Raw genomic sequence first — 14,442 nt, 5'->3', positions numbered from 1 at the left:
TTTTCACGGCAAGGGGTTCTCTTTAAAGGGAACCCCTTTTTATATATGGTCATATTGACAATTGTGAAAGGAGTAGCTATGATAGCGCTATTGTTTCATTTATAGAGATAGCGTCTTACTATGCAAGACACATTGACCTATATTTTGAAAAAAGGAGACAAGACCATGGAAAAAGATCGATACCTGAATCAATCAATTATCCGGGCCCTCCGTATTCTTGAGCTTTTCGCACAGCGGGAAGAACCGCTTGGTGTCACTGAAATAAGCCGTTTGGTAGGACTCCATAAAAGTACAGTTCATCGCCTTGTCATTACCCTTGAAACTTCAGGGTGGTTACTTCGTATGCCGGAAACAGATAAGTATCGTATTGGGTTGAAGCTTATAGCCGTTGGCAAAAAGGCTGTGTCCGATGCGAACTCCATAACAGCCGTTCATCCCATCCTTGAAAAATTGACGCAAATTACGGGGGAAACATCAATTTTAACAATGGTTATGGGAAATCAGGCCATTTGTGTCGATAAGGTTGAAACATCTCAACGTCTTATGATCTCATCTCAGGTAGGCCAGAGTTCTCCACTTCACGCAGGGGCTACCGGATTCGCTGTTCTTATTGGCATGCCTGAAGAAGAGGCCTTCAGAACTCTTTCCCACGACCTGCCTCTTCCTGTCTATACAGACAAAACTCCAACGTGCATTGAGGAATTGAGAGAACGTTATCAAGAACGAAGAGAGAAAGGGTACGTTATCGCTTCCGGAGAGGTTGACCCAGGGACTACGGGTATTGCGGTTCCTCTTTATTTCCCCTACGAGCGATGTTACGGAAGCCTTGGCGTTGTTTTGCCTGACTATCGTGCGGACGAAGAAAAGATTCAAAGAGTTCTTGCTGCTGTTCAGCAAGGAGCCTGCGAGGCTCGAAAACGCCTTGATTGGGGATTTGAAGGGCCATGCAAAAATATGTAGATTGTGTTATCCGAAATGGAAACATTTTTTATAACCACACCCTTTTTCACGGGAGCATAGGGGTGGATGAGGGTCGGATCGTCTATATAGGAAAAGATAATTTAATTGTCGGTAAGAAAGAAATGGATGCGGACGGAGATCTTGTCCTTCCGGGAGGAATCGATACCCATGTACACATTCGAGAGCCTGAAATGTGTCAAAGAGGAACCTTCCAATCTGAAACAGCAGCAGCTGCTGCTGGAGGCATTACCACAATCTTTGAAATGCCCATTTCCGCCCCTCCCCAGTATTGTCCGGAAATACTTCAGAAGCGAATAGATACAGCCTCCGCTCAATCCTATATAGATTTTGCTTTTTACGGTGCCGCCGGCCGGGAAACCCAATATTTCAAGGCTCTTGCGGAGGCCGGTATTATCGGTTTCAAAACATTCCTCTTCTCTCCCTTGCCAGGACGGGATCAGGAGTTCAGAGGAACATGCATGGATGATGATGGTGCTTTGTGGCAAGGAATGAGGGCTGTTGCTGAAACAGGTCTTACCCTTGCCGTTCATGCTGAAAATGATGCTATTATCCAGCGATGTACAGCTGCACTTCGTAACGGGGGAAGAAAAGATTTTGCCGCTCATGGCCTATCCCGTCCGCCCCATGCGGAAGTTCAGGCAGTCGAAAAAATCATCCGCTATGCTTCCTTGCTCAATATTCCAGTGAGCTTCTGCCACGTTTCGTGTCCCGAGAGCCTTTTGATGATCAAGAAGGCCAAGGCAAAAGGGCAGCGCATCTTTGCTGAAACATGCCCCCAGTATCTGTTTCTTAATGAAGAGAGTGCCCTTGGTTACGGTCCTTACGCAAAATTCAATCCGCCTATTCGCTCTCGATGTCATCAAGAAGAAATGTGGCCATTTTTACTTGATGGGACAGTGGATTACGTGGGAAGCGATCATGGGGCCTTTCTTTTTGAAGAAAAAGAAAGGGGATGGGATGACATTTTTAACGCACCAGCAGGTTCTGTCGGGTTTGAGGTGCGCCTTCCCCTTCTTATGACAGCGGTGAAAGAGAAAAAAATCTCTTTGGCTAAAGCTGTTGATCTCCTATCACGTCAGGCTGCACAAGTTTTTGATCTTCATCCGCAAAAAGGTTCCCTCTTGCCCGGAGCCGATGCAGACTTAATTATCGTTGATGTAAAAACACCTTTTATAGTGAAGTCATCAGATTTTCTCACCAATGGCCGAGAGATCGCAAGGCTTTATGAAGGACAGGCCCTATATGGAAAGGTTCTTCACACCATGGTCAGGGGGCGTTTTGTCTATAGCCGTGGATATCTTTGCGAGTCAGGCGCTGGGTGGGGGAAATACATAAACACATCTTTATTACAAAGGAGGGGAAGTTGTTTCTCATGGTAAAAGTTGATCTTGTCGTTCGTAACGCCCAAGTATTTACAGGAGGGGAGCTCTTCTCTGGCGGCATTGCCGTTAAGAATGGCACTATCGTTGCTATTTGCCGAAACGAGCTTCTTCCTGACGCAGAAACAGTTATCGATGCAGAAAACAATCCTGTACTTCCAGGGGTCGTCGACCCCCATGTCCATGTAAGGGATCCCGGACATACTGAAAGAGGGAACTTCGAAACAGAAACCAGGGCTGCCGCTCACGGCGGCGTAACTACGTTCCTGGAACATCCTATTTCATGTCCTCCTCCCTACTCTCCTGAGATCCTCGAGGCGAGGGTCAAGTCTGCTGAGCCTCAGTGCTTGGTTGACTACGCCTTTTTTGGAGCGGCAGGAGCCGATTTTCCTCAGGAGGTTGGCAGGGTAGCGGAAGCAGGCATTGTCGCCTTTAAGACTTTTCTTCATGAAGCTCCAGAAGGGAGAGAGGAAGAGTTTAGAGGGCTGACCATGGCCAACGATGGCGCCATTCTCGACGGCTTCAAGGCAGTGGCGAAAACAGGGCTGATCTGTACTGTTCATGCCGAGAACAATGACATTATTCAGCGCCTGATTCAGCAGTTTCGCAAGGAAGGGAAAGTCGGATTTCCCTACCATGCTCTTTCCCGTCCGCCAATAGCCGAAATTGAGACAGTGGAAAAACTGCTTCGTTTCGCCCGGGAAACAGGAGTTCGAATTAGTTTCGCCCACATCTCCACTCCTGAAGCAATGGAACTGGTAAAACAGGCAAAATACGAGGGACAGGAAGTCTACCTCGAAACGTGCCCCCATTATCTCTTCCTCTCAGATGAGAAGTTACTAGAAATTGGGCCTTTTGCCAAGGGGAATCCGCCTCTTCGCGGCAAAGAATCTATGAAAAAGCTCTGGGATTACATTAACGACGGAACAGTAGACTTTATTGGCAGTGACCATAGCCCCTTCCTTCTTTCAGAAAAAGAGAAGGGCCTTACAGATATTTTCACTGCCGCCGCAGGTTCTCCGTGCATTGAGCTTACATTGCCTCTCATGTTGACGGCGGTGCGGGATGGCAGGCTTACCCTTCCCAGGGCAGTGGAGCTTTTGAGTGAAAATGCGGCTCGGATTTTTGGCCTTTTTCCGAAAAAAGGAGTTCTTCGGCCGGGGGCAGATGCCGATTTTGTTGTAGTTGACATGAAAACGCCTTTTGAAGTTTCAAATGAGAATCTATTGACCCATGCCAAGGCCATAGGGGTTCAATATAATGGTACGAAACTTGTGGGGCGTCCTCTTCATACAGCTGTTCGGGGACGTATGGTTATGAAAGATGGCGTTGTCGACCCAGAAGCTAAGGGGTGGGGACAGCGTCTCTATCCTCAGAAATAAGGAGGAAACTATCTCTCATGCGAATACTCATTATCAATCCCAATAGCAGTTTAGAAATGACGGAAGCCATTCATAAAAGTGCTTGTGGCTTTGCGAAAGGGGATTTCGAGGTCGTAACTCTTCACATACCCGAGTCCTCCCCATTTGTTGCAACCTATGAAGACCACGCCAGGGCCGCTTCCGGAATGATGAAGATCATTCGGGATAATAACGATGATTTCGATGCTTTTGTCATCGCCTGTCATGGAGATCCGAACCTTGACTTAATGAAAGAGATCTGTGACAAGCCGGTTGTTGGTATCGCAGAGGCATCCATGAAAATGGCCACTATGCTGGGAGACCGTTTTTCTGTCATTTCCCCCGTGGAACGCAATATTCCGAACAAGAGAGTTCTTATAGAAAAGTATCATCTTGAAGGGTACCTTGCTTCTATAAGAGCACCTCAAAAGGAAGATGAGGGGAAAAACGAGGAGCAGCGTCTTATGGGAGCGGCACGGAAGGCCATTGATGAAGATATGGCGGAAGTGATCGTGTTGGGCTGTGCCGGTTTTGCCGGACTTGACAAAAGTATGGAAAAAGAACTTGGTGTTCCAGTGCTTGATGGAGTGGTCTGTGCTCTGATTGTAGCATCAGGTATGGTTCGTTACGGTGTTTCCACAAGCAAAAAACGCCGCTATAATCCGGTGTTTTAATTTTTAGAGAAAATGGAGGGTTTATCATGAAACGGCAGATGTGCAAACTCATTACAGGTCTTCTTTTGGCGCTCTTTGTTGCAGGATCTCACATGGCAGTCGCGGAAGCTAAAACTCTCAGTTTGGGCCATACAGGGCAAGAGGTTAATATCTTCAGCCAGGCATCAGTTAAATTTGCCGAGTACGTTAATGAATACTCCGATGGCAAAATCGAAGTCAAGGTTATGGGAGCCGGGGCTCTGGGAGATAACAGGGAAGGTATTGAACAGCTTCAGCTTGGTGTTACCGATTTTTGGGTAATTTCGACAGGATTGTTGGCGCCTTTTACAAATGCTGTCGCTCTCTACGATCTCCCTTATCTTTTTAAGAGCGCTGAAGCAGGCATTGCTTTCTTTAACAGCGATATCGCTATGGAAATCATTCAGCCCCTTGAAAACAAAGGCATTAAAGGCCTTGGATATATGACCCAGGGATGGCGTCATATCCATAGCAACAAACCTGTTCGGAGCCCTGAGGATTTGGCCGGCATGAAGATACGGACCATGTCCACTCCTATTCACATCGAGCTTTTCAAAGCCCTTGGAGCGAACGCAATTCCTATGGCATTTTCCGAAGTCTTTACATCTCTGCAGCAGGGAATTATTGATGGTGGAGAAAACCCCTTTGAAAATATCAAAGCCCAGGGTTTTGATAAAGTTCAGAAATGCATAACCATGGATGGACACGTTCTTGACCCTATGGTTCTTGTCATTTCCCTGAATACGTGGAATTCCCTGTCTGACAGGGAAAAAGAGGTCATCCAAAATGCGGCCACAGAGGCCTGTAAATGGGACCAGGAACATGTTCTGGCCGCTAACCGCGCAATTATGGAAGAGTTTAAGGCAGCCGGTTCTCCTGAAATTATTGAACTGACAGCAGAAGAGCGTCGGGCCTTCCGCGAAGCTTCACAGCCTATATATGACGCATACCTGCCTGAAATAGGCGAAGACCTTTACAAAAAAGTAGTGGATTTCCAAAAAGATTTTGAAGAGGTTCCGCCACAAAATTAATGGAACTGCAGAGTAAGAAAAGGGTGGGAGGGGCCATGATATCCTCCCGCCCCATGGAAAAGGTTCTCGAGGGGGTAAGGCTGTGAAAGCGCTGAAATAAATTGACAAATATCTGGAAGAAGTCATTACCATTCTTCTTTTTTCCATCATTATCGTTGTGGGGATAGAACAGGTAATAACCCGGTATCTCTTTAGCTTTGTACATTCATGGTCTGAGGAATTGATGAGAGTTTGTTTTGTGCTGCTTTCTCTCGTGGGTTTTTCGCTGTGCGAAAAGAAATTGCAGCATGTGAGGGTTGAAGTTATCAAGCTCATTCTCCCTCCCCGCTTGCTGGTAGCGGCGAATGTTTTTTCCTCAGCGGTTTTTCTTATATTTTGTCTTTTGGTTACCCATTATTCTGTGAAAATTACTGCTATGCAGTTTAAAAGTTCCCAGATTACTGCGGCCATGGGTCTGCCTACGTGGACGTACTTTGTTTTTGGTCCATTCTTTTTCGGTCTGATGGCATTTCGTATTATTCAAAAAGAAATTCTGCCGCTCTTCAGGCCCCAAAAAGAATCCCGGATGATGTAAGGAGGGGCCATAATGCTTCTTTTCTATGTGTTCGGCACAATGTTTCTACTGTTGTTCCTTGGCGTACCTGTAGCTGTTGCTATAGGAGGAAGCTGTCTCGTCTTCACTCCGTGGCTCGTTGGCGGTATAGACAGAGTCATGCTTTTGGTAGGGCAGCGGATGATAACAACGGCAGATTCTTTCACTCTTCTTGCCCTTCCTTTCTTTATTCTTGCGGGGACCCTCATGTCCAATGGAGGCATATCACGAAAATTAACTGATCTTGCAGAAGCCATTTCGGGGGACTACCCGGGCGGCCTTGCGATCTCAGCAGTGGTCGCCTGCATGTTCTTTGCGGCCGTTTCGGGTTCAGGGCCGGCAACTGTGGCGGCTATCGGAGCTATTATGATTCCGGCAATGAACGCCCGCGGATATGATAAAGGGTTTTCCGGCGGCCTTCTTGCCGCAGCTGGCGGCATAGGCGTTCTTATCCCCCCAAGCATACCCATGATTGTTTATGGAGTAGTAAGCGGAGTATCGGTTACGGACATGTTCATCGCGGGAGTCTTTCCTGGCATTCTGGTAGGCATTGTGCTTATCATCGTGGCCGTGACCATTTCAAAAAAACGCAACTATGTCGGGGAGCCGCGTGATGGAGGTTTTGGATGGGTCATGGGCAAAATATGGGATGCAAAATATGCCCTTCTCATGCCAATCATTATTCTTGGCGGCATTTATTCCGGTGTGTTTACTCCCACCGAAGCAGGGGTAGTGGCCGTTGTCTATGCTATAATTCTCGGAGGCGTTACTGGTGGACTTTCCCTTAAAGGTCTTTGCAATGCAATGATCGAAGCGGCGGTTATCACAGCTTCGTGCATTATTCTTATGGGTGCTGCCGGTGCCTTCTCAAAATTCCTTTATATGAAAGATCTGCCAGGTATGATTGCCAATATGATCTTTTCAGTTACCACCAATAAGTTTATTATCATGATTCTTTTTAACATCCTTTTCTTGCTGGGAGGCATGTTTATTGATACTCTTTCAAATATTCTTATTTTTGTCCCTCTTTTGCTTCCCATTGTCAATCAGATTGGTATCGATCCCATCCATTTTGGGATTTTCGTAACGGCGAACCTGGCTTTAGGAATGGTGACACCTCCCATGGGTGTAGACCTCTTTGTTGCCGCAAACATTGTGAAAACACCTTTCGAAAACATCTTGAAGGGAGCCATGCCTTTCATTATTGCGAATTTCGTAGCGGTGTTGATCATTACCTATGTTCCGGCTATTTCTCTTTGGCCTCTCTGGATATTTAAATAACTAAAATCTTATAAGGAGGAAAGCGATATTATGTCAGACATTCGAGGAATTTTTGCCCCAGTGGGAACCACCTTTGATGGTGATGGGAACCTTGATCTTCAGAAATATGAAGAGAACGCCCGGAAATTTAGCCAAACTGGCCTCGCCGGACTGGTTATTCTCGGGAGCAATGGCGAGTTTGTCATGTTAAATATGAAAGAAAAGGTGACGTTGGTCGAAACTGCGAGGAAAGCGGTTTCTTCCTCAATGAAAATTATTGCTGGAACGGGATGCGAGTCTCTCCGCGATACCATAGAACTGACGAAACGGTGCGCCGGGGCCGGTGCGGATGCCGCTCTTGTCATCACGCCGAATTTCTTTAAAAGAGACATGAACCCACAGACTCTTGAAAAGTTCTTCGTTGCTGTGGCTGATGCCTCCCCCATGCCCATTATGCTTTACAACATGCCCGGAAACGCAGGGGTAAATATTCCTTCTTCCCTGTCAATCGCCCTTTCCGATCACCCGAATATTGTGGGGATTAAAGACAGTTCCGGAAATATCGTGCAGATATCAGAAGTTATCGCAAAGACAAGAAATAAGAACTTCTCTGTTTTTGCCGGGTCGGGAAGCTTTCTTCTTCCTACTCTAATGCTTGGCGGTGTTGGGGGAACCCTCGCGGTGGCTAACGTTGTTCCGGAATATTGCGTTGCCATTTACAATGCCTGGAACAAAGGGGAGATTGATAAGGCCCGGGAACTTCAGCTTGGGCTCCTTGAGCTCAATGCTGCTGTCACGGCCCGTTTTGGCATCGGAGGCATGAAGTCCGCTATGGAAATGGCCGGATACTGGGGAGGAAATCCACGTTTGCCAATTCTTCCCGCCACAGAAGAAGTGAAAAATGAAATTCGGAGGATATATGACGAAGCATTAGCCCTTTTCTCCCGTGTCGAAGGGGGAGAGTGTGGTTGCTAACCGTCCAGGAAGGGCGCTTCTTAAAAGAATTTGAAAAACTTGGTGAAATAGGATGGGTTCCTGGAAAAGGTATGGATCGACCAGCCTATTCTGCCTCATATAATGAAGCGAGGGAGTACCTCCACACCCTTATGAACGATGCGGGGATGGAGACCAGAATTGATGGGGTAGGCAATCTCTTTGGCCGATACGATGGAAAAGAGAAAGGCGCGAAGAGCTTTCTCGTCGGATCTCATCTCGATGCTGTTCCTGGCGGGGGGAAATACGATGGTGCCTTGGGAATCTTGGCCGGAATAGAAGTTTCGCGGAGGATTCGAGAAGAGCGCGGGCCTCTTCGTCATCCCCTCGAAGTCGTGGCATTTACGGCCGAAGAGGGCGGCCCCCTTGGCGGAACTTTTGGAAGCAGGGCCTTTACAGGGCTCGTGTCCAGGGATGTACCCAATGATATTTTATCTTCTTTCGGTTTATCTCACGAGGTGATAGAAAAGAGCCGGGGTAAAAAAGAAGATTATCTGGCCTATCTGGAGCTCCATATAGAACAGGGACCAATCCTTTGGCGGCGAAACATTGCCATTGGAATTCCCACAGGTATCGTGGGTATTACTCGCTATAAGATCGATATTTGCGGCCAGGCCAATCATGCAGGAACCACACCAATGGAAGAAAGGCGTGACGCCATGAGATCTGCCTCTCTTCTTTTGGCAAGATGGTTTACGTGGGTAGAGCAACGGCTGCGGGAAAAGAATGATTTTGTCTGTAACGTGGGAGTCTTCTCTCTATTTCCCGGCGGGGCGCCCATTGTCCCGGAAAAAGCGTCTTTCATACTAGAACTCCGTTCCTTGCGGGATGAAGTTGTAGATAAGGTAGCCAAAACCTTCAGATCTTTTCTTGAGGAAATGCCTTCTTGCCGGGGATCCATGGAGCTTATGGTAGAGAAACCAGCTGTAGAACTTGACAGGAACCTTATTTCAGCCATAGAGATAGCTGCTCAGAAGCGCGGGTTTTCTCATCAGCTGATACCCAGTGGGGCATCTCATGATGCCAGTCCCATGGCTCATTTTGTGCCCACAGGCATGATCTTCGTTCCAAGCATTGAAGGGGTCAGTCACTCTAAAGAGGAAGCCACTGCTCCAAAAGATATAATTTGCGGAGCAAACACCCTTCTTGAAACTCTTTTGGAGCTTGATGACAAAGACTGATATAATCCAGTCCTCACCGTTGAAGAGGCTTGAAACTACTTGTTTCGGGCCTCTTCAACAAGAGTAATGCCTGCGCTTGATCCAAAGATGGCGGCTCCTGCGTCGAGAAAGGCCTGGATGTGCTCCAGACTTCGAACGCCGCCAGAAACTTTAATTCCCTTTTGACCATGAAGGGCTTTCGCTGCTGTTCGCACTTCCTCTATAGACGTATCTTTTCCTGAAAAACCGGTTCCAGTCTTTATGAAATGGATATTCTCATGATTTAAAGCTATTTTGCATACATGGGTGATTTCTCCATGGGTAAGAAGAGGTGTCTCAATAATAAGTTTAAGCGTTTTTCCCTCCGCAGCCTTGCAAAGCTCTTGCATTTCTTTATCAATTGCGTGCCAGTCTCCAGACTTTATGTAGTTGATGTTGATAACAGCATCAATGTCGGAAAGGGCGGGGCCGAAGCTTTTATATGTTTCAATCTCATGACACTTTAGGGCTGTGGAGATGTACCCCAGGGGAAAGCCCACTACAGCGGAAAAGCGGCATGAGATATTTTCCGAACAAGAATAGCGAAGAGATTCTTCAAGGGCGAATGGCGGAATGACAAGTGTCCTGAAATTGTAAGGCAGGCTCTTTTTAACAAAAGCCAGAATCTCATTAAAAGACGCTGTTTGTTTTAACAATGTGTTATCAATAAGGCTTGCAACAGAACAGTAATCCATTATGATCCCTCCTGACCCTTTTCGTCCCATCCACTATATCATTTTTAGCAAATATTATTCTTTTGACGGGGTCTTCCTGTCCATGTAGAATAAAAAAGCGCCTTTAAGGAAAGGGTAGCCGAGAGGAGGACCTCATGGTTCAAATAGAAAATGGAAATATAGCAGCGGTGCACTATAAGGGCACCTTAGATGATGGCACAGTGTTCGACACATCCGAAGGGCGGGATCCTTTGAAGTTCACTGTGGGGTCTGGCCAGGTGGTGGAGGGGTTTGACAAGGCAGTGTTGGGAATGTCCGCAGGAGAAACGAAGACGGTTACCATCCCGGCAGCCAAGGCCTATGGCGAGTATGCCCCCAATTTAACAGCGGAAGTTCCTCCGGAACACATACCAGAAGATTTGAATCCCAAAGCAGGAGAAGTACTGCAGGTCCAGACGCCAGACGGCCATGTGTTCAACGCCCTAGTGGTAGACGTAACAGAGAAAGGAATGGTTCTCGATGCCAACCACCCCCTGGCGGGGAAGGCGCTGACCTTTGAAATAACAGTTGTTGATATTGAAATGTAAAAAATAAAGCCCCCGGTGAAAACGTCGTTCCCTTGGGGTTTTTTCTTTACAAGAAGACCCTACAGCCAGAGGTGAATATTTCCGGGGCTTGAGTCAAAACATTTTCCATTGTAAAGTAAAGACATAAGGTAAAAAGAGGAATATGACTTCCTCAAATCCAGCCACAAGGAGTGATGTGCATATGCTGACGGAGAACATCGTTACGGTGGCCGGGACTCTGCATCACGTCCAGGGGAACAGGGTTCTTCAAAGTAGGTTGGGTGAGTATGTGACCTTCTCGGTAAAACAGGAGACCCCTTGGGAGGATGGGAGCACCCGGCGCGATTTTCTGCTTATGCGGGCGTATGATCCTGAACTGCGATTGTGGATATTGGGCCGGAAGGAGGGCACGCCTGTAAGGGTGGAAGGTGATGTTCGTTCGTCACTTGGCAGCGGTGAAATGTATGTCCTTGTTCGGAAAATAGAAGAAGCATAAGGGAGGGGAACGGTGCCTCCCTTTTTTCGTGGCTTGTCTCCTATTGGCGAAAAAGTTCTGTTCGTGGTATATGTGTTCTCCATACGAAGCCAGTAAAGGGGTTGGAAAAGGCAAAATGATTGAAAATACTGTTAAGATTTCGGGAAGACTACATTTTATTGAGGGTGTACAAGAACAAATCAGCCGTATGGGAAAGTATGTAGCTTTTTCGGTGAGGCAGGACACGCCATGGGAAGACGGGAGCATTCGCCACGATTTTCTTCTAATGCGGGCCTTCGATTCCGATATTAAGGAATGGTTGCGAGACAAAGAAGAAGGAACGCCAGTTCGCATCGAGGGAAAGATACGCTCTTCTGCCGGAAGTGGCGAGATGTATGTTCAAGTGGAGAAGATCGAAAAAATAACAATTTGCTAGGTGCATGCAAAAGAAAACCGAGGGAAGGACCTTCCCTCGGTTTGAGTATGCGGCGTGGTGAGAAAGAAACACAGATCTATCGTATTATTTTTACGAGGGCCTGGAGGGCCTTTTCATAGTCTGGCTCGTGGGTCGCTTCGGGAACTATTTCAATATACCGAATCACGTCATCTTTATCCGCAATGAAAACGGCCCGGGCAAGAAGACGAAGTTCTTTGATTAAAACCCCCCAGTTCATGCCAAAGGATGCATCTCTGTGGTCAGAAAGGGCTACGGCCCTCTCAATTCCCTTCGTCGAGCAAAACCGTTTTATGGCAAAGGGAAGGTCCATGGAGATGTTTAAAACGGCTACATCATCAGGCTGGTTGGCCGCATCTTCATTGAACCAGTGGATCTGCAGGTCGCAAACAGGGGTGTCAAGTGATGGTGTTACAGAAATTACTTTGATTCGCCCCTCAAAGTCTTTTAGTGTCTTAGTAGCCAAGGTTTGGTCCAAGACGGCAAAATCCGGAGCCTTATCGCCTACAGAAAGGCTTTCCCCAATCAGAGTGAGAGGTTTCCCCTTCATAGTAACAATTCCCGTTCTCTCCATATGATCACCTCCAAATAGTTTATGCCGGTATAGGAATCTTATCATATAAAAATTACTGTACTAAGATAAAGTAGTGGCATAAAAAATAAAAAAGTGTAAAATAAAAACCAGGTGAAATAAAAATAACCAAAAAATAACTTAATATACTTTAAATACATGGCGACATGACGCAATATTCAAAGCGGAGGATGGGAAATGATCGTAGCACAACGTATCCCGGTATGGGATATTCCTTGCTGTTCTGGTGTAATAGTTGAAGATGTACTTTCCCCCAGGGGAGCTTTATTAGTTCCTAAAGGGAAGAATCTTTCAAAAATGGGCGATTCCCGTTTTTCCTTTGCTGCGACTCTTGAGTATCAAGGCATTTCTTATGTGACCGTAAAAGAAAGCGTGGATTTTGCCCTTGGAGAAGTGCTTGAGGTTCTCGAAAGCCTCCGGATTCCTTCAGATCCAACAGATTCAGTGTTAGCCCTTCACACTGTTCGTGAAGTTGAACAGATTTTTACTGCCATTGCCGCCGGCGAATCTTCCAAAATGTATTTTGTTCCTCTTTTGCGGGTAGGAAAGCTCTTAGCTCAGTGTATTATTCGCAATCCACGCATTCTTCTTTCCCTTGGCAACGTGAGGGAACAGGACCATTATACCTTTGTCCATTCTTTTAATGTAGCACTTCTTGGCGGGTTTCTAGCCTACCGCCTTTTCCCTGAAAACAGAGAACTGGTTAAGGCGGTGACAACGGGAGGCCTTCTTCATGATCTTGGCAAGGCCAGATTGCCTCTTTCTATTTTGAACAAACCTGGCCGTTTGTCTGAAAAAGAGTTCAAGGAAGTAAAAAAACATCCGGTCTATGGTGCCCAAATAGCCCGGCAGCTTGACATAAAGAACGAGAATATTCTTGCTGTTATCGAGTCTCATCATGAGAGAATGGATGGTACAGGGTATCCTTACGGGCTGAAGGCCGAAGAAATACCCCTTGCCGCCAGAATTGCGGCTGTCGCCGATGTATTCGACGCCCTTACCACAGTTCGTGTTTATAAAGGGTCAGTTCCTTTGCACAAGGCCGTTTCAATTATTCTTGAAGAAGCAGAGTCTCAGTTTGATAAAACTATTGTAGCGGCCTTTCTTGACGCTGTTGGCATGTACCCGCCGGGAACCATGGTTCAGCTGTCAGATAATCGAGTTGGAATGGTGCTGACTTCCGGAGAGAAGAACGCCGCAAAACCGAGAGTGCTTCTTAAAACAGACGAAGAGGGAAACAAATATGAGGAACATGCTATCGTTGACCTTTCTGAAAACCCTCATATATTTATTCATATCGCTCTTGATCACATAGGAAAACGCAAGGATTCCCTACCCATTCAAGGTTTTGATAAACCCTTTGATCTCTCTAAATAATTTAAGATAAGGCAACCGGAAATACTTGCTTTTGTTGGCGTGGAAGGCAGCGTTTCGGGAGTATACCAGCCAGCATCCTCTATTTCCTTGCCATCAATATGAATGACGCCAGATTTCCATTGAGCGGTAAATCCCATCATGAGGGAGTGGGGGAAGGCCCAGGGCTGGCTTCCAAAATATTGAATATGCTCTATCTCCAGACCAACTTCTTCCATAACTTCACGGGCAACGGCTTCTTCAAGCTTCTCTCCGGGTTCAACAAAACCAGCTAAAATGCTATAGCGTCTGGGAGGAAAGTGGGGGCTTCGGGCGAGGAGGAGCTTCCCCTCTTTTTCCACTGCTACCGCAATAACTGGTGATATCCTCGGGTAGATTAGAAAATTGCAGGCCGGACATTCCATGGCACGGTCCACCTTATGTTTCTGCAAGGGGGCGCCGCAACAACTGCAGAAGCGGGTTGTCCGATGCCAGTACATTATTTGAAAAGCCTGCCCTGCCACGGCAAAAAGCTCTTCTCCTATTCCTTCATAAAGCCCCCTCAAGGGAACAAAATCCATGGATTGAGGGGCCTGTATGCCCTCTGGAACTTCTGCCCAATGGTGTCCATTCCCTTTTGGGATGCCAACATCTCCCTGACGAATGAAGGGAAGGGTGAAATCGCAGCCTTCAGAAAAGGTCGGTATAGAGAAGAAAGAGTTCTTTTTTACAAGAACCCTATCCTTCTGAAATATAAATAGGAACGACTTGTTTTCATCATTCATTGTTGCTGCTCTTCCT

Annotated in this window: 16 protein-coding genes; 13 read left to right on the top strand and 3 right to left on the bottom strand. The window is 46.8% G+C overall.

Annotated elements, in window-relative coordinates; genetic code table 11:
* Nucleotides 1-165: 165 nt before the first annotated feature.
* The 9 genes from B2U56_RS09725 (at nucleotide 166) to B2U56_RS09685 (ending at nucleotide 9,509) form a co-directional block, all read left to right on the top strand.
* Complete coding sequence (locus tag B2U56_RS09725; protein ID WP_286953663.1) at nucleotides 166-960, top strand: IclR family transcriptional regulator; 795 nt, start codon at nucleotides 166-168, stop codon at nucleotides 958-960.
* Nucleotides 945-2,360, top strand: coding sequence for a dihydroorotase (locus B2U56_RS09720; protein WP_013049210.1), 1,416 nt, complete (start codon nucleotides 945-947; stop codon nucleotides 2,358-2,360). Before B2U56_RS09725 ends, B2U56_RS09720 begins: the two co-directional genes overlap by 16 nt.
* The gene (allB, locus tag B2U56_RS09715) at nucleotides 2,354-3,742 is read left to right on the top strand and encodes an allantoinase AllB (RefSeq protein ID WP_286953662.1); all 1,389 of its coding nucleotides are present in this window, start codon (nucleotides 2,354-2,356) and stop codon (nucleotides 3,740-3,742) included. Before B2U56_RS09720 ends, allB begins: the two co-directional genes overlap by 7 nt.
* A gap of 17 nt (nucleotides 3,743-3,759) precedes the next feature.
* Nucleotides 3,760-4,434 carry an aspartate/glutamate racemase family protein gene (locus tag B2U56_RS09710; RefSeq protein ID WP_013049208.1) on the top strand — a complete coding sequence of 225 codons (675 nt, stop codon included), beginning with the start codon at nucleotides 3,760-3,762 and terminating at the stop codon, nucleotides 4,432-4,434.
* 26 nt (nucleotides 4,435-4,460) lie between these two features.
* Nucleotides 4,461-5,483, top strand: a complete 1,023-nt coding sequence (gene dctP / locus B2U56_RS09705; protein ID WP_013049207.1) for a TRAP transporter substrate-binding protein DctP — start codon at nucleotides 4,461-4,463, stop codon at nucleotides 5,481-5,483.
* A gap of 157 nt (nucleotides 5,484-5,640) precedes the next feature.
* Complete coding sequence (locus tag B2U56_RS09700) at nucleotides 5,641-6,057, top strand: TRAP transporter small permease (RefSeq protein ID WP_286953660.1); 417 nt, start codon at nucleotides 5,641-5,643, stop codon at nucleotides 6,055-6,057.
* Nucleotides 6,058-6,069: 12 nt separating this feature from the next.
* Nucleotides 6,070-7,356: a TRAP transporter large permease gene (locus tag B2U56_RS09695; protein ID WP_013049205.1), complete on the top strand. Its 1,287-nt coding sequence runs from the start codon at nucleotides 6,070-6,072 to the stop codon at nucleotides 7,354-7,356.
* Nucleotides 7,357-7,386: 30 nt separating this feature from the next.
* A complete protein-coding gene (locus B2U56_RS09690) occupies nucleotides 7,387-8,310 on the top strand; it encodes a dihydrodipicolinate synthase family protein (protein ID WP_013049204.1) in 924 nt (307 codons plus the stop codon).
* Nucleotides 8,304-9,509 (top strand): M20 family metallo-hydrolase, encoded by a 1,206-nt coding sequence (locus B2U56_RS09685; RefSeq protein ID WP_273015685.1) that lies wholly within the window; start codon nucleotides 8,304-8,306, stop codon nucleotides 9,507-9,509. Before B2U56_RS09690 ends, B2U56_RS09685 begins: the two co-directional genes overlap by 7 nt.
* 35 nt (nucleotides 9,510-9,544) lie before the next feature.
* Here B2U56_RS09685 and deoC read toward each other — a convergent pair whose 3' ends face one another.
* On the bottom strand, nucleotides 9,545-10,222 hold the full coding sequence (gene deoC / locus B2U56_RS09680) for a deoxyribose-phosphate aldolase (protein WP_013049202.1): 678 nt from the start codon (nucleotides 10,220-10,222) through the stop codon (nucleotides 9,545-9,547).
* Nucleotides 10,223-10,356: 134 nt separating this feature from the next.
* Between deoC and B2U56_RS09675 the strand changes: the two genes are divergently transcribed.
* The 3 genes from B2U56_RS09675 to B2U56_RS09665 all read left to right on the top strand — a co-directional run bounded on the left by B2U56_RS09675 (nucleotide 10,357) and on the right by B2U56_RS09665 (nucleotide 11,678).
* Nucleotides 10,357-10,788 (top strand): FKBP-type peptidyl-prolyl cis-trans isomerase, encoded by a 432-nt coding sequence (locus tag B2U56_RS09675; RefSeq protein WP_286953657.1) that lies wholly within the window; start codon nucleotides 10,357-10,359, stop codon nucleotides 10,786-10,788.
* Nucleotides 10,789-10,969: 181 nt separating this feature from the next.
* Entirely contained in the window at nucleotides 10,970-11,263 is a 294-nt protein-coding gene (locus B2U56_RS09670) for a hypothetical protein (RefSeq protein WP_013049200.1), read from the top strand.
* A gap of 115 nt (nucleotides 11,264-11,378) precedes the next feature.
* Nucleotides 11,379-11,678 (top strand): OB-fold nucleic acid binding domain-containing protein, encoded by a 300-nt coding sequence (locus tag B2U56_RS09665; RefSeq protein WP_013049199.1) that lies wholly within the window; start codon nucleotides 11,379-11,381, stop codon nucleotides 11,676-11,678.
* A gap of 76 nt (nucleotides 11,679-11,754) precedes the next feature.
* Here the strand turns inward: B2U56_RS09665 and tpx are convergent, their stop codons facing one another.
* Entirely contained in the window at nucleotides 11,755-12,270 is a 516-nt protein-coding gene (gene tpx, locus B2U56_RS09660) for a thiol peroxidase (protein WP_013049198.1), read from the bottom strand.
* Between the two features lie 195 nt (nucleotides 12,271-12,465).
* Here tpx and B2U56_RS09655 point away from each other — a divergent pair, with 195 nt between their 5' ends.
* Nucleotides 12,466-13,665 (top strand): HD-GYP domain-containing protein, encoded by a 1,200-nt coding sequence (locus B2U56_RS09655; protein ID WP_013049197.1) that lies wholly within the window; start codon nucleotides 12,466-12,468, stop codon nucleotides 13,663-13,665.
* Here B2U56_RS09655 and nudC read toward each other — a convergent pair.
* A complete protein-coding gene (nudC, locus tag B2U56_RS09650) occupies nucleotides 13,629-14,426 on the bottom strand; it encodes an NAD(+) diphosphatase (RefSeq protein ID WP_273015687.1) in 798 nt (265 codons plus the stop codon). The two genes, B2U56_RS09655 and nudC, sit on opposite strands and share 37 nt — an antisense overlap.
* Nucleotides 14,427-14,442: the final 16 nt, after the last annotated feature.

It is taken from the genome of Aminobacterium sp. UBA4987, from assembly GCF_002396985.1.
Taxonomy (GTDB): Bacteria; Synergistota; Synergistia; order Synergistales; family Aminobacteriaceae; genus Aminobacterium; species Aminobacterium colombiense.
The sequence above is the reverse complement of the archived record's forward strand: the minus strand, read 5'-3'. Positions and strand labels throughout refer to the sequence as shown.